At 70.9% G+C, this 18,558-nt stretch carries 19 protein-coding genes and 1 rRNA gene; 4 read left to right on the top strand and 16 right to left on the bottom strand.

Annotated features, from left to right (window positions below):
* Window positions 1-92 (top strand): 5S ribosomal RNA (rrf, locus tag ACWEGE_RS45215); the annotation flags it as partial.
* A gap of 483 nt (window positions 93-575) precedes the next feature.
* Here rrf and ACWEGE_RS45210 read toward each other — a convergent pair.
* From ACWEGE_RS45210 to ACWEGE_RS45185, 6 genes are all read right to left on the bottom strand, one after another.
* Window positions 576-1,787: a L,D-transpeptidase gene (locus tag ACWEGE_RS45210; protein WP_449666690.1), complete on the bottom strand. Its 1,212-nt coding sequence runs from the start codon at window positions 1,785-1,787 to the stop codon at window positions 576-578.
* A gap of 103 nt (window positions 1,788-1,890) precedes the next feature.
* Entirely contained in the window at window positions 1,891-2,760 is an 870-nt protein-coding gene (locus ACWEGE_RS45205) for a patatin-like phospholipase family protein (protein ID WP_449666689.1), read from the bottom strand.
* A 16-nt stretch (window positions 2,761-2,776) separates the two neighbouring features.
* Window positions 2,777-3,424 (bottom strand): DedA family protein, encoded by a 648-nt coding sequence (locus ACWEGE_RS45200; protein WP_449666688.1) that lies wholly within the window; start codon window positions 3,422-3,424, stop codon window positions 2,777-2,779.
* Window positions 3,425-3,468: 44 nt separating this feature from the next.
* The gene (gene lipA, locus ACWEGE_RS45195; protein WP_449666687.1) at window positions 3,469-4,470 is read right to left on the bottom strand and encodes a lipoyl synthase; all 1,002 of its coding nucleotides are present in this window, start codon (window positions 4,468-4,470) and stop codon (window positions 3,469-3,471) included.
* A 25-nt stretch (window positions 4,471-4,495) separates the two neighbouring features.
* Window positions 4,496-5,446 (bottom strand): oxidoreductase, encoded by a 951-nt coding sequence (locus tag ACWEGE_RS45190; protein WP_449666686.1) that lies wholly within the window; start codon window positions 5,444-5,446, stop codon window positions 4,496-4,498.
* Between the two features lie 73 nt (window positions 5,447-5,519).
* On the bottom strand, window positions 5,520-6,041 hold the full coding sequence (locus tag ACWEGE_RS45185; RefSeq protein ID WP_449666685.1) for a hypothetical protein: 522 nt from the start codon (window positions 6,039-6,041) through the stop codon (window positions 5,520-5,522).
* Window positions 6,042-6,171: 130 nt separating this feature from the next.
* Here ACWEGE_RS45185 and ACWEGE_RS45180 point away from each other — a divergent pair, with 130 nt between their 5' ends.
* Together ACWEGE_RS45180 and ACWEGE_RS45175 are read left to right on the top strand one after the other, a co-directional pair.
* The gene (locus tag ACWEGE_RS45180; RefSeq protein ID WP_449666684.1) at window positions 6,172-6,783 is read left to right on the top strand and encodes a TetR/AcrR family transcriptional regulator; all 612 of its coding nucleotides are present in this window, start codon (window positions 6,172-6,174) and stop codon (window positions 6,781-6,783) included.
* Between the two features lie 5 nt (window positions 6,784-6,788).
* On the top strand, window positions 6,789-7,724 hold the full coding sequence (locus ACWEGE_RS45175; protein WP_449666683.1) for an LLM class F420-dependent oxidoreductase: 936 nt from the start codon (window positions 6,789-6,791) through the stop codon (window positions 7,722-7,724).
* Window positions 7,725-7,839: 115 nt separating this feature from the next.
* On the opposite strand, the gene lipB is transcribed toward ACWEGE_RS45175, so the two are convergent.
* The 6 genes from lipB to lpdA all read right to left on the bottom strand — a co-directional run bounded on the left by lipB (window position 7,840) and on the right by lpdA (window position 13,451).
* Window positions 7,840-8,583: a lipoyl(octanoyl) transferase LipB gene (gene lipB / locus ACWEGE_RS45170; protein WP_449666682.1), complete on the bottom strand. Its 744-nt coding sequence runs from the start codon at window positions 8,581-8,583 to the stop codon at window positions 7,840-7,842.
* Window positions 8,580-9,203: a phosphatase PAP2 family protein gene (locus tag ACWEGE_RS45165; RefSeq protein ID WP_449666681.1), complete on the bottom strand. Its 624-nt coding sequence runs from the start codon at window positions 9,201-9,203 to the stop codon at window positions 8,580-8,582. Before ACWEGE_RS45165 ends, lipB begins: the two co-directional genes overlap by 4 nt.
* On the bottom strand, window positions 9,200-10,075 hold the full coding sequence (locus tag ACWEGE_RS45160; protein ID WP_449666680.1) for a TIGR01777 family oxidoreductase: 876 nt from the start codon (window positions 10,073-10,075) through the stop codon (window positions 9,200-9,202). Before ACWEGE_RS45160 ends, ACWEGE_RS45165 begins: the two co-directional genes overlap by 4 nt.
* Window positions 10,063-10,209 carry a hypothetical protein gene (locus ACWEGE_RS45155; protein ID WP_449666679.1) on the bottom strand — a complete coding sequence of 49 codons (147 nt, stop codon included), beginning with the start codon at window positions 10,207-10,209 and terminating at the stop codon, window positions 10,063-10,065. The genes ACWEGE_RS45160 and ACWEGE_RS45155 overlap by 13 nt, the downstream gene beginning before the upstream one ends.
* Window positions 10,210-10,276: 67 nt before the next feature.
* On the bottom strand, window positions 10,277-12,022 hold the full coding sequence (sucB, locus tag ACWEGE_RS45150; protein WP_449666678.1) for a 2-oxoglutarate dehydrogenase, E2 component, dihydrolipoamide succinyltransferase: 1,746 nt from the start codon (window positions 12,020-12,022) through the stop codon (window positions 10,277-10,279).
* A gap of 55 nt (window positions 12,023-12,077) precedes the next feature.
* Window positions 12,078-13,451: a dihydrolipoyl dehydrogenase gene (gene lpdA, locus ACWEGE_RS45145; RefSeq protein ID WP_449666677.1), complete on the bottom strand. Its 1,374-nt coding sequence runs from the start codon at window positions 13,449-13,451 to the stop codon at window positions 12,078-12,080.
* Window positions 13,452-13,634: 183 nt separating this feature from the next.
* Between lpdA and ACWEGE_RS45140 the strand changes: the two genes are divergently transcribed.
* Window positions 13,635-13,979 (top strand): hypothetical protein, encoded by a 345-nt coding sequence (locus ACWEGE_RS45140; RefSeq protein ID WP_003071911.1) that lies wholly within the window; start codon window positions 13,635-13,637, stop codon window positions 13,977-13,979.
* Here ACWEGE_RS45140 and ACWEGE_RS45135 read toward each other — a convergent pair.
* Genes ACWEGE_RS45135 through ACWEGE_RS45120 form a run of 4 tightly spaced genes read right to left on the bottom strand, consistent with a single transcriptional unit; the run spans window position 13,976 to window position 18,494 of the window.
* Window positions 13,976-14,428 carry a GNAT family N-acetyltransferase gene (locus ACWEGE_RS45135; RefSeq protein WP_449666676.1) on the bottom strand — a complete coding sequence of 151 codons (453 nt, stop codon included), beginning with the start codon at window positions 14,426-14,428 and terminating at the stop codon, window positions 13,976-13,978. The two genes, ACWEGE_RS45140 and ACWEGE_RS45135, sit on opposite strands and share 4 nt — an antisense overlap.
* Window positions 14,429-14,438: 10 nt before the next feature.
* Entirely contained in the window at window positions 14,439-15,548 is a 1,110-nt protein-coding gene (locus ACWEGE_RS45130; RefSeq protein WP_449666675.1) for an SMI1/KNR4 family protein, read from the bottom strand.
* 10 nt (window positions 15,549-15,558) lie between these two features.
* Window positions 15,559-16,536 (bottom strand): TAXI family TRAP transporter solute-binding subunit, encoded by a 978-nt coding sequence (locus tag ACWEGE_RS45125; RefSeq protein ID WP_449666674.1) that lies wholly within the window; start codon window positions 16,534-16,536, stop codon window positions 15,559-15,561.
* Window positions 16,533-18,494: a TRAP transporter permease gene (locus ACWEGE_RS45120; RefSeq protein ID WP_449666673.1), complete on the bottom strand. Its 1,962-nt coding sequence runs from the start codon at window positions 18,492-18,494 to the stop codon at window positions 16,533-16,535. Before ACWEGE_RS45120 ends, ACWEGE_RS45125 begins: the two co-directional genes overlap by 4 nt.
* Between the last annotated feature and the right edge of the window lie 64 nt (window positions 18,495-18,558).

Here is an 18,558-nt window from a genome sequence, read left to right as displayed (position 1 = left end):
CGCCCGGTCCCATTCCGAACCCGGAAGCTAAGCCTGACAGCGCCGATGGTACTGCAACCGAAGGGTTGTGGGAGAGTAGGACACCGCCGAACTTAACCAAGGGAAGGCCCCGGTCGAGAACCTCACGGTTCTCCCGGGGCCTTTTCGCATGCCCGAAACCCTGCTTCCGCCTCTGATCACACGAGATCCGGCCCCAGTCACGCGGATCCCGCCCCGGGTCACGCGGGTCCCGCCGAGCCGGCCGCCGTGATGCCTCCCCAATCACGCGAGATGCCCCGCCAGACACGCATGATGCCCCTCGGATCACCCGTGAGCCTCCCGTCGCACGCCGTCACCGGAGCCGGGGGACTGTCCCTGACGCGGGCCGGACTCGAATGATCAGACCCACATCTCGCGTGATTGGAGGCGGAACTCGCGTGATGGGAAGGGCATCTTGGGTGATTGGAGGGGCATCTCGTGTGTCTGGCGGGGCATCACGCGTGCCGGGACCGTCGGGTGGCGTGGCTGGAGGGGTGGGTGGGCATGAAGAAGGGGGTCAGGAGCGGAGCTCCTGACCCCCTTCGAGGTGTGGCGGGTTACTTGATGGCGGAGCCGGCCTGCCAGTCGGCCCAGGACTTGGACCAGTCGCCGTACAGATCCCAGACCGGGAGCTGGGGGCCTCCGGAATTGGTGACCTCCACGACGTCGCCCAGGCCCATGTTCTGGAAGAACCACTGGGCGTTCGCGTCGTTCAGGTTGATGCACCCGTGCGACACGTTCGAACTACCCTGCTGGCCCACGCTGTTCGGGTTCTCGTGGACGAATTCGCCGTCGTTGGAAATGCGCTCCGACCACTTCTCGTTCGAGCGGTACGCCTTCGGGTCCGGCGGGCAGACGCCGTACGTGCAGGAATCCATCGTGTAGTTGGCCTGCTTGTCCGAAATCACGTGCGCGCCCAGGTGGGTCGGCGTGGCGTCCTTGCCCATCGAAATCGGCATCGACTTCACCATCTCGCCGTTGTGGAAGATCTGCATCTGCTCGCTGTTCCCATCCGCCTTGGCGATCCAGGAATCGTGCACCTTGTACGTTTCCGTGCGGTCTTCCGCGCCGAACACGCCGCCGCCGAAATCGACGCCGTAGATCTTCGCCGTCACCTTCAGCGTTGTTCCGGCCTTCCAGTACTCCTTCGGCCGGTAGTGGACGTTCGAGTCGTCGATCCAGTACCAGCCGCCGTCCTGCTTCGGGGTCGACTCCACCGTCAGCGCCTTCTCGACCGCCGCCTTGTTCTTGACCGCGACCTTGCCGAAGCTGAACACGATCGGCTGGCCGACGCCGACACCCGTGCTCGCCACCGCGGACGGCGCCGGGATCAGGTTGGCGTTCGCCTGCTTCTTCGGCGACAGCGTCGTGATCTGGTTGTCCTGCTCGACCGGCTTCCCGTTGCTGCCCTGGGCGTGCGCGACGATTTTGTACGTCGACCCGTAGCCGAGCGGCTCGCTCGACGTCCAGCTCGACCCGTCGGGCGCCAGCTTGCCCGCGACCGTCTTTCCCTTGGCCGCGTTGGTCACCGTGACGTCGAGCAGTTTCCCGTTGGCCGCCTTGACGACGATCGGCGTCGCCGGGTTCACCGATGTGCCGCCCGCGGGATCGAACGTCACCGCGACCGACGTGTCGGACGCCGAGGGGGATCCCGACGCCGGCGCCCCACCGGCGGGCGACCCACCGTCGTCACCGGACGAGCAGGCGGAAAGCAGCAGTGCTCCGGCGAGGATTCCGGCCACCGAAAGTAAAATCTTCTTGGGGAGCATATTGTCTCTTTTTGGGAATCGGGATCGGCGGGCATTCGTCATCAAAAGTACGCGATATCGATGACGTTCTTACCAGCGGATCGGTGCATCGGCGTGACGTGGATCACGTGATGACGAGCCCGGGTGCGCCGTAAAGCCCCGGCCCCGACACCGTGAGCGCGCCGAGGTACTCGCGCGCCGCCGTGTACGCCTCTTCCGCCAGTGCTTCCGTGTGCCCGAAATCCAAGGGGTTCACTCGTACGGGAGCCGGACCGGGCAGATAAACCACCGGTACCGACGCCGCGGCCAGCGGTGCCTCCAGCACGGCCTGGTTCCGCATGCTGATCATCGCGGTGAACATCATCACCTCGGCGAACGTCCGCGGCGCGCCCGGCAGCTTCCCGGGGAACGCGCAGTCGAGCACCACCAGCGACTTCGCACCCATGGCCAGCGCCTGCCGCATCGGCACGTTCGCGACGAGCCCGCCGTCGTACAGCAGCTGCCCGTCGTGCTCCACCGGCGGGAAGATGCCGGGGATCGCGCAGCTCGCCAGCAGCGGCTCGAGCAGGCGCCCGGACCGGATCAGCAGCGGCTCGGCCGTGTCGACCTGCGTGGTGACGACGCCGAGCGGCAGCGCCAGGTCCTCGAAGCGGGTCGAAGCGCCGAGGTGGTCGGCGATGATGCCGGCCAGCCCGGTGTTGGGGAACAGGTGCGTCTTGCTCTGCGTCAGCGTCCGGACGCGGCTCAGCACGCCGCCGGGGAACGCCTCGGCGCGCGTCATGTGCGCCCAGATTTCGTGCAGCCGCGCGAGCGCGTCCTCACCCGAGCGGGCCAGCACGGCCGCGTTGAGCGAACCGACCGACGTCCCGGTCACGACGTCCGGCGCCAGCCCGGCCTCGGTCAGGGCGCGCAGCATGCCCACCTGCATGGCGCCGAGGCTGCCGCCCCCGCCGAGCACGAACCCGATCGGCCGGGGAAGATCCGCGAGACTCATACGCCGAATGTAGTACTCAGGGCACGCGTTCGGGCTCCGGCTCCGGCGTGGCCAGTACCTTGCGCTTCTTCAACCGCAGCAAGAAGAACACCGCGACGGCGGCGAGCACGGCGACCACGATCAGGCCGCCGGTGTTCAGGGCGCCTTCGATGCGCTTGGCGGCCTCGCCGAGGGCCGCGCCGATGCCGATGTGGACCAGCGACCAGCAGAACGCGCCCGCCGCGGCCGCCGGCAGGAACTTGCGGAACGGCAGGCCGGACGTCCCGGCCGCGGCCGGGGTCAGCGTCCGGATCACCGGCAGGAACCGGGCGAAGAACACGGCCCAGGCGCCCCGGCGCTCGAGCACGCCGGTGGCCTTGTCCCAGGCCTCCAGGCCGTACTTGCGGATCAGCTTCGTCTCACGCAGGCGCGGCCCGAACCGGCGGCCGATGACGTAGCCGAGCGCGTCGCCCGCCGTCGCGCAGACGGTGACGACCAGCCACAGGGACAGGAACCTCGGCACGGTGTTCGCCGTCGTCGCGGCGATGAGCAGCCCCGATTCGCCGGGGGCCAGGAAGCCCAGCCCGATCGTGCACTCGGCGAACACCAGGCCGCCGGTCGCGGCGACGAGCCCCGGTTCCGGGAGGCCTTGCAACCAGCTGAGGAGGTCCGAAACCAGGGCCATGCCGCCACTTTACCGATCCTTTAAGGATGGTGGGGTGACGTGCGTCACCGCGCGAGGAGCGACGCGGCTTCCTGAGCTGCGGGTCCTTCGGCGGCGAGGTGCTGCAGGTTCTCGGGCAGCTCCTCGCCGCGGTGCGCCTTGGTCTGGGCGTAAAGCCGTCCCGCGCGATACGACGAGCGCACCAGCGGCCCGGCCATGACACCGGCGAAGCCCATCGCCTCCGCCGCCTTCGAATGCTCGACGAACTCCTCCGGCTTCACCCACCGATCCACCGGGTGGTGCCGCGGCGACGGACGCAGGTACTGCGTGATCGTCAAGATCTCACACCCCGCATCGACCAGGTCCTGCATTGCGGGGGCGACCTCTTCCGGAGTTTCGCCCATACCCAGGATCAGATTCGACTTCGTCACCAAACCGGCCTCACGCGCCGCCGTGATGACGTCCAAAGAGCGCGCATACCGGAACCCAGGGCGGATCCGCTTGAAGATCCGCGGAACAGTTTCCACGTTGTGCGCCAGCACCTCCGGCCGCGACCCGAACACCTCAGCCAGCTGAGCCGGATCCGCGTTGAAATCCGGGATCAGCAACTCCACCCCGGTACCCGGGTTCAACGCGTGGATCTGCCGCACGGTTTCGGCGTACAGCCACGCGCCGCCATCATCCAAGTCATCGCGAGCGACGCCCGTGACCGTCGAGTACCGCAGCCCCATCGCCTGAACCGACTCCGCGACCTTCCGCGGCTCAGTCCGATCCAAAGCAGCGGGCTTACCCGTGTCGATCTGACAGAAATCACACCGACGCGTGCACTGATCGCCGCCGATCAGGAACGTCGCTTCACGGTCTTCCCAGCACTCGTAGATGTTGGGACAACCAGCCTCCTCGCACACCGTGTGGAGGCCTTCGCGACGAACCAGACCCTTGAGCTCGGTGAACTCCGGCCCCATCCGCACCCGCGTCTTGATCCACGACGGCTTCTTCTCGATCGGCGTCTCACTGTTGCGAACCTCGAGACGCAGCAGCTTCCGGCCTTCTGGCGCAGCACTCACACCCTCAACCGTACGCCCGTCCGGGCTACGCGGGATCCGGGGTGACGCCGGTCAGCTTCGCGGTGACGTCCCACAACGCGGCCCCCAGCGACTCGCTGCGCGCGGCGGTCAGGGGACGTCCCTTGACCGGATAGCCGCGCGTGCCGCCGAGGCCGCCGGGGACGATGTAGTCGCCGCCTTCGACGCCGTCCGCCGTGGCCGCGTACAGCTGCGGCAGCGCGCCCTGGCGGACGTTCTGCGCGAAGAGGGCCTCACCGATCTTGTGGCCGCCGGCGATCACCGAGCGGACGATGGGGTTGCGGTACGAGCGCGCCATGCCGCTACCCAGGCCGGTCGCGGTGTAGCCGGGGTGGGCGGCGACGCCGATGACGTCGTCGCCCGCCGCGCGCAGCCGCCGGTCGAGTTCCATGGCGAACACCTGGTTGGCCAGCTTCGACTGCCCGTACGCGGTCGCCGGGTTGTAGCGGCGGTGCTCGAAGTTGGGGTCTTCGACGTCGATGCGGGCGCCGACGGCGGCGATGCTCGACAGCGCGACGACGCGGGCGTGCCGTCCGCCGCGCAAAGCGGGCAGCAGCAGCCAGGTCAGCGCCGCGTGCCCGAGGTGGTTGGTGCCGAACTGCAGCTCGAAGCCGTCGGCCGTGCGGCCGCGGGCGGTCGCCATCACGCCGGCGTTGTTGACCAGCACGTCGAGGGCGTCGCCGGTGCGCTCCCGCACCGACACGGCCGCCGCGCGCACCGACGCGAGCTCGCTCAGGTCCAATGGGACGAGCTCGGGTTCGGCGCCCGCGGCGGCCGTTTTCACGAGGTCGAGTGCCTTCGCGCCGCGCTCGGCGGAGCGGCAGGCGAGGAGCACGCGGGCCCCCTTGCCCGCGAGCACCTGTGACGTGCGCAGCCCGAGCCCGGAGTTCGCTCCGGTGACCAGGACGGTCCGGCCGCTCTGATCGGCGATGTCGGCTTCGGTCCAGCGCTGTGTCATGGGTGACACTTAACTCCATCCATGCCCCCGCCGCCGCCCTCAACGGAGGCGCTGCGCGCCGCTGGTTGAATTGTTACGCACTCGGCGCGAGCAGTCGCCTCAGGTGTCCGATCATCGGACGGCGACGCGTGGTCTCCGAGCGGTTCGCGCGCAGCAGCGCCTCGAACGCGTGCCCCACCTTGACGATCTCGGCGGCGGGCTCGCGCGGGTCGGCCAGCCCGGCCGTGACGGCGAGCATCCGCAGCTCGCCTTCGTGCATCCGGCGCAGCGACGCGTGCCGCTCGTAGGCGCCGTCGAGGACCGCACGCAGCTCGGCGTGCTCGTCGACGGCGGCGCGCCAGGCGCGGGTGACCGCGTCGACGTGGTCACCGAGGCCGTCGGCGTCGTCCGGGTCGATGACCTCGGAGCGCAGCCGGCCGCTCAGCGTGCGCGTCCACTGGTACTGCAGGGCGGTGAGGACGTTTTCCTCGGTGCCGAAGTGCTCTTCGGCACCGGGCACCTCCTCGAGCGGCAGCGGCTCGCCCGGGTTCCGGGCGGCCAGGCGGACGGTCGCTTCGAGGATTTCCTGACGTCGGTAGAAGTCGGTCCAGCTCATCTGTGGCTCCCCTTCCGTGGCCCGGGTCATACCGCGGGTCTGCGGCATACTCCCGGTACGGACCTGACGCGCCGAACATACCATGAGTATGGAGAGCCGTTCCCGGCGTAAAGTTGTGAAGGTGGCGACAATGAGGTCCAGACGACTCGACTACTCCGAGTCGACGCGGTCCGCGCTGGTCGACAGCGCGGTCGAACTGTTCACCAAACGCGGATACGCGGGTACCTCGCTCGACGAGATCGCCAAACGCGCTCGGGTGACCAAGGGAGCGCTGTACCACCACTTCAGCGGTAAGCAGGCGCTGTTCGAAGCCGCGTTCGACCAGGTCGAAAGCCTCGTCTACGACCGGCTCGACAAGATCATGACCGGCGAGGGCACGCCGTGGGAGCGGGCGCTGGCCGGGCTGAACGCGTTCTTCCGCGCCTGCCTCGACCCCTCCTACCAGCGGATCGCCATCCACGAGGCGCCGGTCGTGATGGGCTGGGAGCGCTGGCGCGAGGCCGAGGAGCGGTGCAGCTTCGGGCTCGTGCGGTCCGGCCTGCAGTCGCTGATCGACGCCGGCGAGGTCGAGCCGGTGCCGGTCGAGGTCACCGCGCGGCTGCTGTTCGGCGCGCTGTCCAGCGCGGCGACCGAAATCGCCGGTTCGCCGGACCCGAAGAAGGTCGGCGCCGAAATCGAGGACGTCATCGTCCGCATGCTGGTACGGCTGCGGCGCACGGAGCCCGACGTCTCTATAGGCTGATCTTCGTGGACTTGAGGATCTTCACCGAGCCCCAGCAGGGGGCCAGCTACGACGACCTGCTGCGCGTGGCCAAGGCGACCGAAGCCGCCGGGTACGACGCGTTCTTCCGCAGCGACCACTACCTGAAGATGGGCTCGGCCGACGGCCTGCCCGGCCCGACCGACGCGTGGATCACCCTCGCCGGCCTGGCCAGGGAGACCAGCCGCATCCGGCTGGGCACGCTGGTCACCGCGGCGACCTTCCGCCACCCCGGGCCGCTGGCCATCTCCGTGGCGCAGGTCGACCAGATGTCCGGCGGCCGGGTCGAATTCGGCATCGGCGCCGGCTGGTACGACGCCGAACACGAGGCGTACGGCCTGACGCTGCCGCCGCTGAAGGAGCGGTTCGACCGCTACGCCGAGCAGCTCGAGGTCATCACCGGGCTGTGGAAGACGCCGGCGGGCTCGACGTATTCGTTCGACGGGCAGTACTACCGGCTGTCCGAGTCGCCGGCCCTGCCGAAGCCGGCGCAGTCCCCGGCCCCGCCGGTGATCATCGGGGGCGGGGGCAAGAAGCGCACGCCGGCACTGGCCGCGCGGTTCGCGGACGAGTTCAACCTGCCCTTCACCGACGCCGAGACGGCGGCCGCCCAGTTCGCCCGCGTCGAGGCCGCGGCGACGGAGATCGGGCGGGACCCGAAGGAGATCCTCCGCTCGGTGGCGCTGGTGATCGGGGTCGGGCGCTCCGACGCGGAAGTCGCGCAACGGGCGTCGGTCATCGGGCGGGACGTCGACGAGCTGCGGGCCAACGGCCTGGCGGGGTCGCCGGCGGAGGTCGTCGACCGGATCGGGCAGTGGCGGGAGAAGACCGGGATCACGCGGGTCTACCTGCAGCTGCTGGACCTCACCGACCTGGACCAGATCGATCTGGTCGCCGCCGAGGTGGCGCCGCAGCTGGACTGAGCAGCCCCCGGTTTCCACGCTAGCGGAAGGGGCCGACGGTTTCGGCCGCCGAAGCAGGGCCGGCCTCCTGTTGTCCACAGGAGGCCGGCCGTTTCGGTTCTGGAGGCGAGTGCTCTCAGTTCTGGAGGGCGAAGGTGACGCCGGGGGCCTGCGGGGCCTCCGTGCGCGGGAGCCAGCGGTCCTCGCTCACCGGGAGCTCCCCTTCGAGGGCCGCCAGGACCGCGTCGCGGGCCAGGGGGAGGACCGCCTCGACCGTGACGTCCCGCTGCAGCTCGTACGACAGCGACGTCACGCCCGCGTCGCGGATGCCGCACGGGACGATGGTGTCGAACGCGGCCAGGTCGGCGTTGCAGTTCAGCTCGAAGCCGTGCATCGTCACGCCCCGCTGGACGCGGATGCCGATCGCCGCGATCTTGCGCTCGATGCCGCGGTCGTCGGCCGGGATCCACACGCCGCTGCGGCCCTCCACCCGGCCGCTCGCCACGCCGAGCTGGTCGCACACGTGGATCAGCGCCTCCTCCAGGCGCCGCACGTAGTGGACCACGTCGATCGGGTCGCCGAGCTTGACGATCGGGTAGCCGACCAGCTGGCCCGGGCCGTGCCAGGTGATCTTGCCGCCGCGGTCGACGTCGATCACCGGCGTGCCGTCCGTGGGGCGGTCGGCCTCCTCGGTGCGCTTGCCCGCCGTGTACACCGACGGGTGCTGCAGCAGGAGCATCGTGTCCGGCGCCGTGCCGTCCGCCCGGGCCGTCAGGAAACTCCGCTGGAGCTCCCAGGCTTCGGTGTAGTCGATCGTGCCGAGTTCGCGGACGTCGACGGGCTCGGTGCCGGCGCGGCAGGAAGTGCGGGAAGAACTCACTCGTCGAGGCTACGCCCGTCACCCGGGGGAAGCAGCCGCAAGGCGCACGCTGAGAGCAGCCCGACACCGGACACCGCGAGCACTGCGCCGATCGTGTCGGTGACCCAGTGCACCCCGAGCACCACCCGGCAGGCCGCGGACAGCACCACCGCGACCGCGACGGCCACCGCGACGCGCCGGACGAGCCGCGGCCACAGCCACGCGCACAGCAGGAGCAGGACGAACCCGGTGCTCGCCACCGACACCACGTGCCCGCTCGGGTAGCTCAGGTCCGGGTAGTCGCGCGGCCGCTCCCGCAGGAAGACCGGCTTGAACACCAGGCTGGTCAGCCGGCACAACAGCAGCACGACGGCCAGCCGGACACACAGGCCGAGGTGCGCACGCCGCCGCAGCGCCAGCGCCAGCAGCGCCGTTCCGAGGACGTAGGGGAGCACGGGGCCGAGGACGTCGCTCCCGGCCTGCGCGACCCGCCCGGGCGGCTCCGCGTAGACGCCGTGCAGCGCGTTCGAGACCGTGACGTCGAGGGCCAGCGGCTGCCGGGCCACGCTCAGCCCGAGCAGCACGAACGCGGCCGACAGCACCCCGCCCACGACGAGCCAGCGCTGCCGCGGAACGCTCATGCCGCGGCGAGCGCGCTGTCCAGGGTCCGGTGCCGGAACTCGTACCCGGACCGCTCCAGGACGGCCGGCACGGCCCGCTGCCCGAACAAGGCCATCTCCTCGCCGGCCTGGCCGAGCACGGCCTTGAGCGCGAACCCGGGCACCCACCACGGCGCGGGCCGGTGCAGCGCGCGGCCAACGGCCCGGGTGAACTCGGCGTTGGTGACCGGCTCGGGACCGGTCAGGTTCACCGGCCCGGAGACGTCGTCGTGGGTCAGGACGTGGACGATGGCGCCGACCTCGTCCGCCAGGGAAATCCACGGCATGTACTGGCTCCCGTCGCCGAGGCGGCCGCCCAGGCACAGCGCGAAGAGCGGCCGCAGCGTGCCGTACAGGCCGCCCTTGGCCGAAAGCACCAGCCCGGTCCGGATCTTGACGACCCGCGCGTCCCCGGCGGCCGCCGTCGCCGCTTCCCACGCTTCGCACAGCTCGGCGAGGAACCCCCGGCCACGCGGCGCCGACTCGTCCACAGTGGACGCGCCGGCGTTTCCGTAGAACCCGACGGCGGAGGCGTTGACGAGCACGCCGACGCCGTGTTCGGCCACGGCTTCGGCGAGCACCTCGGTGGGCTCGACCCGGCTGTCGGTGAGCTGCTGCTTGCGCATCGCGCTCCACCGGCCGGGGAACAGCCGCTGGCCGCCCAGGTTCACCACGGCGTCGACGCCTTCGAAGGCACCGCTCGCGATGGTGCCCGACGGCGGGTCCCAGCGGAATTCGCCGCCTTCCCGGGCTTCGCGCCGCACCAGCCGGCGGACTTCGTGGCCCTCGCGCCGCAGGCGTTCGCCCAGCGCCGACCCGATCAAGCCGCTCGCTCCGGCGATCAGTACTCGCATGCCTCGATCGTTGCGCATTCGCTCCGCTCCCGCACGTCCAGGTCCCGGGCGAACGCGGGGAGGCCGGAGAGGATCGCCGGGCCGAACTGCCGGAGCGGGACGCCGGGGAAGCCCGTGCCGGAGAACCAGGTCATCGCGCCCGCTCCCGGATGCGGCGAAGGCCGCCACGGGAATCCCGTGGCGGCCTTCGCCGGAGGTTGCTCAGAGACCGAGTTCGCTCTCGAAGTTGCCCTCTTCCAGGCGCTGCTTGATCGTCGTCAGGAAGCGGCCCGCGTCGGCCCCGTCCACCAGGCGGTGGTCGTAGGTCAGCGGCAGGTACGCCATCGACCGGACGGCGATCGTGTCGTTGCCGTCGGCGTCCGCGATCACCACCGGGCGCTTGACGACCGCGCCGGTGCCGAGGATGCCCGACTGCGGCTGCACGATGATCGGCGTGTCGAACAGCGCGCCGACGCTGCCGATGTTCGTGATCGAGAACGTGCCGCCCGACAGCTCGTCCGGCTTGATCTGGCCCGCGCGCGCCCGGCCCGCCAGGTCGGCGATCCGGTGCGCGAGACCGGCCAGGCTCAGCTCGCCCGCGTCGTGGATCACGACCGAGAGCAGCCCGCGCTCGGTGTCCACCGCGATGCCCAGGTGCACGGCGCCGTGGTAGGTGATCTCCTTCGTGTCCTCGTTGTAGGACGCGTTGACGTTCGGGTGCTGCTTGAGCGCCTCGACCGTGGCCTTCGCGAAGAACGGCAGGAACGTCAGGTTGACGCCCTCGCGCTCCTTGAAGCCCGCCTTCGCCCGCTGGCGCAGCTTGGCGATCTTCGTGACGTCGACCTCCTGGACCTGCGTGAGCTGCGCGGCGATCTGCAGCGACTCGCGGGTCTTGGTGGCCGTGATCTGGCGGATCCGGCTGGCCTTCTGGACCGTGCCGCGCAGCGCGGCGAGCTCCGGCGACACCGCGGCCGCGGGACGCGCGGCGGGCGCCGACGGGGCGGCGGCGGCCTTCTGCTTCTCCTCGGCCGCGGCCAGGACGTCCTGCTTGCGGATCCGGCCGCCGACGCCGCTGCCGGTCAGCGACACGAGGTCGATGCCGTGCTCGGACGCGAGCTTGCGGACCAGCGGCGTGACGTACGGGCCGTCCGCCGAGCCGTCCTTCGCCGCGGCGGCCGGGGCCGACTGTGTGGCGGCCGAGGCCGGGGCGGCCTGCGGCTTCGGTTCCGGCTTGGGCTCGGGCTTCGGTTCGGGCTTCGACTCCTGGACCGGCTCGGGCTTCGGCTCCGGCTTGGGTTCCGGCTTCGGCTCGGGCTCGGGCTCCGGCTTGGCCTCGGCCTTCGGCGCCGCTCCGGCGTCGCCGATCACGGCCAGGACGCCGCCGACCTCGACGGTCTCGTCCTCGCCCGCGCGGATCTCCAGCACCGTGCCGGCCACCGGGGAGGGCACCTCGGTGTCGACCTTGTCGGTGGAGATCTCGAGCAGCGGCTCGTCGACCTCGACCGAGTCGCCGACCGCCTTCAGCCAGCGGGTGACGGTGCCCTCGGTGACGCTCTCGCCCAGCTCGGGCAGCTTCACCTCGGTGCCTTCGCCGCCCGACGCCGGCGCGGTGTCCGGCTTGCTCGGCGCGCTGTCCTCGGCCGGCGGCGCGGACTCCTCCTGCTGCGGCTCGGGCTGCGCGGGCGCCTCTTCCCGCGCCGGGGCGGAGGAGGACTCGGGCGCGCCGCCGGACCCGTCGTCGATGACGGCGAGCTCGCCGCCGACCTCGACGGTCTCGTCTTCCTGGGCGCTGATCTTCACGACCGTGCCCGCCACCGGGGAGGGCACCTCGGTGTCGACCTTGTCGGTCGAGATCTCGAGCAACGGCTCGTCGACCTCGACGGTGTCGCCCTCCTGCTTAAGCCACCGGGTGACGGTGCCTTCGGTGACGCTCTCCCCGAGCTCCGGCAATGTGACGGAGTAGGCCATCGTTCGCTGACTCCTCTTCCAAGTTCTGCGTGGTCTGGATTCTGCTGGTGGGACGTCAGCTGTGCACGTGCAGCGGCTTCCCCGCGAGGGCGAGGAACGCTTCACCGAGGGCCTCGGTCTGGGTGGGGTGCGCGTGGATCAGCGGGGCGACGTCCTCGGGGAACGCCTCCCAGCTGTAGATCAGCTGCGCTTCGCCGATCAGCTCGCCGACGCGGTCGCCGACCATGTGCACGCCGACGACCGGGCCGTCCGGCGCCTTGACCAGCTTGACCCCGCCGGAAGTCTTGAGGATCTGGCTCTTGCCGTTGCCGCCCAGGTCGTAGGTGAACGTCGTGACGCCGGACCCGTACTTGTCCTTCGCCTGCGACTCGGTCAGCCCGACCGACGCGACCTCCGGGTGCGAGTAGGTGACCCGCGGGATGCCGCTCTCGTCGATCACGCGCGGGTTCTGCCCGGCGATCTCCTCGGCGACGAAGATGCCCTGCTGGAAGCCGCGGTGCGCGAGCTGCAGGCCGGGGACGATGTCGCCGACGGCGTAGACTCCTCGCAGGTTGGTGCGCAGCCGCTCGTCGGTGAGGACGAAGCCGCGCTCGATCTTGACGCCGGCCTCCTCGTAGCCGTGGCCGGCCGAGTTCGGCCCGCGGCCGACGGCGACCAGCAGCAGGTCGGCCTCGATGGTCTCGCCGGACTCCAGCGAGACGCTCACGCCGTTGTCGTCCTGCTTCGCGCCGGTGAACTTCACGCCGGTCTTGAAGGCGATCTTGCGGCGGCGGAAGGCGCGCTCGAGCTGCTTCGACGCGAACTCGTCCTCGTTCGGGACCAGCCGCGGCAGGGCTTCGACGATGGTGACGTCGACGCCGAAGGAGGCCCACACGCTGGCGAACTCGACGCCGATGACGCCGCCGCCGAGCACCACGACCTTCTTCGGGACGTAGTCGAGGGCGAGGGCCTGCTCGCTGGCGATGATGCGGCCGCCGAGCTCCAGGCCGGGCAGCGTGCGCGAGTACGAGCCGGTGGCGAGGATGACGTTCTTGCCGGTGTAGCGGGTGCCGTCCACCTCGACGGTCGTGCCGCCGACGAACGTGCCGCTGCCCTCGACGAGGTTCACCTTGTGCGCCTTGGCCAGGCCCTGCAGGCCCTTGTACAGGCGGGCGACGATCCCGTCCTTGTACTTGTTGACCCCGGCGATGTCGATGCCCTCGAAGGCGGCCTTGACGCCGACCGCTTCGGCTTCACGGGTCTCGTCGGCGACCTCGGCGGCGTGCAGCAGGGCCTTGGTCGGGATGCAGCCCCGGTGGAGGCACGTCCCGCCCAGCTTGTCCTTCTCGATCAGCGTGACGGAAAGGCCCAGCTCGGCCGCGCGGAACGCCGCGGCGTAGCCGCCCGATCCGCCTCCCAGGATCACGAGGTCGGCGGAGGTGTCGGTCACTTCATTAACTCCTCGGCAAGCAGTGGGGTGTTGCTCTGTCGTCGCGCCCGCGCCCGGTATAACCGCGCGCGCGACACCGCCATCTTGTCACTACGCCGGACGGGGCTGCGAGCTAGCCGGGTGTGCGACGCCGACCACACGCGGAGTCCGGGATAATGAGTGGGGTAGGTCTCGGGAGGAGAGGTGGTCGAGGTGGGGCTCTTCGACTCGCTGCGGAGGCGGGCCAAGGGTGGGCAGCGGGCCGGTACGCTGCGGAAAGCCAGCTCAGAGGACACCCGTCACCTCGACGAGTGGGCCGCCACCCGAAGGGGTGTCGAGGCCTTCGTGGAGCCGAAGACCAACGTCACCGAGACCACTGTGGTGTTGATCGCCCATGACGGAGAGTGGACGCGGCGGCGCATCGGCAGCCTGGAGGCCGCGCAGCAGTTCGGCCACCGCCGCTCGATCCCGGTGTACGAGGTCGCCCGCGTGGGCTACCCGAAGCGGATGCGCGAGTACACCGAGCGGAAGAAGCGCGGCCAGGTCTAGAGCTCGATCCGGCCGACGACCTCGCCGTTGAACGTCTGGCCGGTCGGGCGGAAGCCGAGCTTGAGGTAGAACTCCTCGGGGCCGCCCTCGGCGGGCAGCCACAGGACGGTCGCCGAGGTGTGGCCGCGTCTTCGGGCTTCTTCCAGGACGGTTTCGACGGCGAACCGGCCGTGGCCGCGGCCCTGCACACCGGCGCCGACGTTCAGGCGCCAGATCCCGCAGCGGAAGAAGTCCAGCTCGGCGTCCGGGTTGAAGCCGCCCATCACGAACGCGACGGGTTCGCCGTCGTCGAGGATCAGGCGTGGCCAGGCGATGTCCGGTTGCGTGTACGCCTCGGCCAGCGAGACGGCGACGGGCGCGACGAAGTCCTTCTGGTGGGGTTCGACGGCCAGCTGGCACGCGGCGGCGACGTTCTCGGGGGTGATCTTCTCCACGGTGAGGGTGGTCACCCGGTCCAAGCTAGCCTGCCTGGGCGAGCAGGGCGGCGTGGTTGACCAGCGCCGCGCGGAACGACGGGTGGACGGTCGTGCCGAGAACCGGGTCGACCTCGACAACGTGCCCGGCCGAGAGCAGCAGCACCGCGGGTTCGCTGAGGACCACCACGCCGTTCTCGGCGCGGAGGTCGGCCGTGCCGAGCAGGCGCGGGAAGACCACGTCGGCCGGGAGGCCGTCGCAGGTGCGGAGGAAGTCGCGGTGGTCGGCGGGCAGCTCGACGCCCAGGCGCAGCTCGGCCGAGCGGATCGCCGCTTCGGACGCCGGGGGCGGGAGGGTGGTCCGGCCGCGCAGGATCGGGGCGGCCTGCGGTTTCGCTGCCGCTTCGCCGTGGCGGGAGGCGGGGTTTGGTGCGGTGCCGTCGTGCAGGGCCATGGTGGCCTGCGGTTTCGCTGCCGCCCCGCTCTGGCGGGAGGCGGGTTCCGGTGCGGTGCCGCCGCGCAGGCGCACGATCTCGCTGATCAGCTCGGGCCAGGAGCCGAGCGTGAGCGGGTACCGCTCGTGCAGCGCCGCGACCAGCGCGCCCGCGCAGGCCGGCGCCCAGTCGCCCAGCCCGAGCGGGTCGGCGCCCGCCACCAGCGCCGGCGCCAGCGCTCGGGTCGCCGCCAGTGTCGCCACGTCCGGGTGCGGCCCCGCCGACACCGCCCACGCGCCCAGATCCCCCTCGGCGAGAGCCGTGCGGACCCGGTCCGGGCGGGTCGGTGCCACGTGCTTGACCACCTCCGCGACCGGACCCGGCGGGAGGACACCTTCGACGTCCGAGACCGGACGGCGCAACAAAGCCGCGTGGGCGCGCTCTTCGTGATCCAGGTCGAGCGGTGCCAAGCCCTCGGCCCAGTCCGGCCGCGCGCCGCGGGCCTCGAAGAGCATCGCCCACGCGCGGGTGCGCACCGGGTCCGCGGCCAGCGCGGTCACCGGCCGCTCGGTCCGGGCCTGCCACTGCGTGACCAGCCGGTCGGCCTCGTCGAGTGCGCCGGCGGTCGCGAGCAGCAAGGCCGCGTACCCCACCTGGTCGTCGACGCGCGCTTCGGGCGCCGTCAGGATGTCGCGGACCGCCGCTTCGAGGTAGTCCTGCACCCCACCGACCCTAGCCGAGCGCCTGCTTCGCGCCCGGGTGCAGCGGGACCGGGTCGGTCCGCGTCGCCAGCTGCTTCGAGATCTCCTTCGCCGCCGGGTGCACCTTCGCCAGCTCCGCCTGCTTGTCGAAGATCAGCTTCGTGATCGCGCACGCGTTGCCCGCCGGGAAGTCCTCGCGCACCAGCAGCAGGTTCGGCACCACGACCGTCGGCACGTCCGCGGGCTGCCCGTACGCCGCCGCGGGGATCACGGCCTGGTCGTAGACCGGGTTCACCTTCTTCAGCGCGGGCAGCAGCGGCGTGATGTCGAGGAACTTGACCTTGTCCTTCAACGCCGTGGTGATGTCGGTGATCTGCGCGGTCGGCAGCCCGCCGGACCAGACGAGCCCGTCGAGCGTCCCGGCCTTCATGCCGTCCGCGGTCTTGGCCAGATCGAGCCGCTGGGCCTGGACGTCGGTGTCCGGCTTGAGCCCGGCCGCCTGCAGGAGGCGGTTCGCGATCACCTCGGTGCCCGACTTCGGAGAGCCGGTCGAGATGCGCTTGCCCTTCATGTCGGCCACGCTGCCGATCCCGGCGTCCGTGCGCACCAGGACCTGCGTCGAGTTCGGGTAGATCCGGGACAGGGCGCGGACCTTCTGCGGCTTGCCGTCGAAGGACCCCTTGCCGTTGACGGCGTCCGCCGCGGTGTCGGCCAGGGAGAACGCGACGTCGTAGTTGCCGGCCACCAGCTGCTGGATGTTCTGCACCGACGCCCCGGTTTCCGCGGCCGTCGCGCGCAGCTTCGTGTTGTTGCTGATCAGCTGGGCCAGCCCGCCGCCCAGCACGTAGTAGACGCCGCCGCTGTTGCCGGTGGCGATCGTGATCCGGCCTTCGCCCGCTTCGCAGGACTGCGGCCCGCCGCCGGGGGCGGCCTGGTCGGTCTGCTGCTTCCCGCCGCAGCCGGTGACGGCCAGAGCGAGCACCGCGGCGACGGCGACTGCGCGTTTCATGCTGTCCTCCTCTTGATCACGGCGTGGGTGGCCAGTGCGGCGGCGCCGCAGGCGGCACCGATCGCGATCGGTACCGGCTCCAGGTAGAGCAGGCAAAGGGCGGCAGGCACGAACAGCAGCCGCACCGGCAGGGTGACCGGCCCGAAGAGCCAGCCGCCGGTGACCACCGCCAGCGCGGCGACGGCGAGCGCGGACACCGCCGTCACCCACAGCACGGTGAGCACGTCGGACTCCAGCAGCAGCGCGGCGCCGTTGTCGGTCAGCACGAAGGCGATCGGCACCAGGAACGCCGGGAGCGTGTACTTCCAGCACTGCCACATGGTGCCGAGCACCGAGCCGCCGGTGATCGCCGCCGACGCCACCGCGGCGAGCGCGGTCGGCGGCGTCACCTCCGACAGCACCGCGTAGTAGAAGATGAACATCGCGCGCTCGGCGTCGGCCACCCCGAGCGTCTCCAGTGCCGGGCCGATCACCACCCAGGCGATGATGAAGCTGGCGGTGACCGGCACCGCGAGGCCCAGCACGCCGACGGCGACCGCCGAGAACAGCACGGTCAGGACGAGGATCAGCGTGCCGTTGCCGGTGAGCGCGCCGGCCAGTTCCACCAGCGCGTCGGCGAGTTCGAGGCCCAGCCCGGTCTTGGTGATGGTCGAGGTGATCACCCCGGCCGCCGCGCACACCGCGATCACCGGCAGCGCGCCGCGGACGCCGGCCGACAGCGCGTCGACCATGTCCTTCGCCCACCCGCGCAGGTCGTGGCGGCGGGCGATCAGCGCGAACAGCGCGGCGACCCCGGTGGCGTAGACGACCGCGGCGAACGGCGGGATGTCCAGGGCGAGGAACACGACGATGATCGCCAGCGACAGGAAGTGGTAACCACCGCGCCGCAACAGTTTCCCGGGAGCGTCGTGCGGCACGTCGACGGCTTCGGCCTTGAAGCGCCGTGCGTCCGCCTCCATCGCGAACACGATGCCGAGGTAGTAGAGCAGCGTCGGGACGGTCGCCCAGATCAGCACCTTCAGGTACGACGTCTGCAGGTATTCCGCGATGATGAACGCGGCCGCGCCCAGCGTCGGCGGCGAGAGGATGGCGCCGATGCCGGACGCGGCGAGCAGCCCGCCCGCGTTTTCCTTGGGGTAGCGGGCTTTCTCGAGGATCGGCCAGGTGATCGAGCCGAGGCTGACGGCGGTCGCGGTGCCCGAACCCGAGACCGTGCCGAGCAGGAAGCCCGACAGGACGGTGGTCCGGCCCGGCGCCGTCCGCGACCTGCGGAAGGCGGCGAAGGAGATGTCCACGAAGAACTGCCCGGCGCCGGAGGCGTTGAGCACCGCGCCGTAGAGGGTGAACAGCACGATGTAGCTCGCCGCGACGTCCAGCGGCGTGCCGTAGAAGCCGCTGGCGTCGTTGAAGAGCGCGTTGACGATCTGGCCGAAGTCGATGCCCGCGTGGGCGATGCCCCAGTTCTGCGGGAGGAAACCCCCGTAGTAGGCGTAGGCCAGGAACAGCAGGCAGACGATCGGCAGCACCAGCCCGGTGGTGCGGCGGGTCGCTTCGAGGACCAGCACCAGCAGCAGCGCACCGGCCACGACGTCCAGCGGCGACAGGATGCCTTGGCGGTTCAGGAAATCGTCGTAGCCGACGAGGACCGGGTACAGCCCGGCGGCCACCGCGAGAACGGCCAGCGCCCAGTCGGTCCGGCCTGGGTCGTCCCGGCCGCGCAGCCGCGGGCGGTAGCAGAGGAAGACCAGCGGCAACGTGACGCCGAGGAACAGCACGAGGTAGAACTGGTTGCCCTTGGCGAAGGGGAAGAACACCTGCTTGAGCACCAGGATCGCGACGGCCAGCGCCACGAAGTGGACGACCCGGTCCGGGACGCGGGAGAGCGTGCGCGCCGGGCGCTCTTCGTCGTGCTCGGCGGCGATCGCGGTGGCGGTGTCCCCTTCGACCGGTTGGGTCATCACTGCCCCCTTCGCGATGGTGCCACGGTACGGCGTCGGGCCGCCCATCGAAAGGGATCTTCCG

Source organism: Amycolatopsis sp. NPDC004747 (genome assembly GCF_053601335.1).
The sequence above is the reverse complement of the archived record's forward strand: the minus strand, read 5'-3'. Positions and strand labels throughout refer to the sequence as shown.

What these genes read in the sequence shown, in the direction of transcription:
- ACWEGE_RS45185 (WP_449666685.1), bottom strand. Translation starts at nt 6,041, where the DNA reads ATGAGCTGGACCGACTTCTACCGACGTCAGGAAATCCTCGAAGCGACC.
- sucB (WP_449666678.1), bottom strand. Translation starts at nt 12,022, where the DNA reads ATGGCCTACTCCGTCACATTGCCGGAGCTCGGGGAGAGCGTCACCGAA.
- ACWEGE_RS45125 (WP_449666674.1), bottom strand. Translation starts at nt 16,536, where the DNA reads ATGAAACGCGCAGTCGCCGTCGCCGCGGTGCTCGCTCTGGCCGTCACC.
- ACWEGE_RS45210 (WP_449666690.1), bottom strand. Translation starts at nt 1,787, where the DNA reads ATGCTCCCCAAGAAGATTTTACTTTCGGTGGCCGGAATCCTCGCCGGA.
- ACWEGE_RS45165 (WP_449666681.1), bottom strand. Translation starts at nt 9,203, where the DNA reads ATGAGCGTTCCGCGGCAGCGCTGGCTCGTCGTGGGCGGGGTGCTGTCG.
- ACWEGE_RS45155 (WP_449666679.1), bottom strand. Translation starts at nt 10,209, where the DNA reads ATGACCTGGTTCTCCGGCACGGGCTTCCCCGGCGTCCCGCTCCGGCAG.
- ACWEGE_RS45205 (WP_449666689.1), bottom strand. Translation starts at nt 2,760, where the DNA reads ATGAGTCTCGCGGATCTTCCCCGGCCGATCGGGTTCGTGCTCGGCGGG.
- ACWEGE_RS45120 (WP_449666673.1), bottom strand. Translation starts at nt 18,494, where the DNA reads ATGACCCAACCGGTCGAAGGGGACACCGCCACCGCGATCGCCGCCGAG.
- ACWEGE_RS45180 (WP_449666684.1), top strand. Translation starts at nt 6,172, where the DNA reads ATGAGGTCCAGACGACTCGACTACTCCGAGTCGACGCGGTCCGCGCTG.
- ACWEGE_RS45160 (WP_449666680.1), bottom strand. Translation starts at nt 10,075, where the DNA reads ATGCGAGTACTGATCGCCGGAGCGAGCGGCTTGATCGGGTCGGCGCTG.
- ACWEGE_RS45190 (WP_449666686.1), bottom strand. Translation starts at nt 5,446, where the DNA reads ATGACACAGCGCTGGACCGAAGCCGACATCGCCGATCAGAGCGGCCGG.
- ACWEGE_RS45200 (WP_449666688.1), bottom strand. Translation starts at nt 3,424, where the DNA reads ATGGCCCTGGTTTCGGACCTCCTCAGCTGGTTGCAAGGCCTCCCGGAA.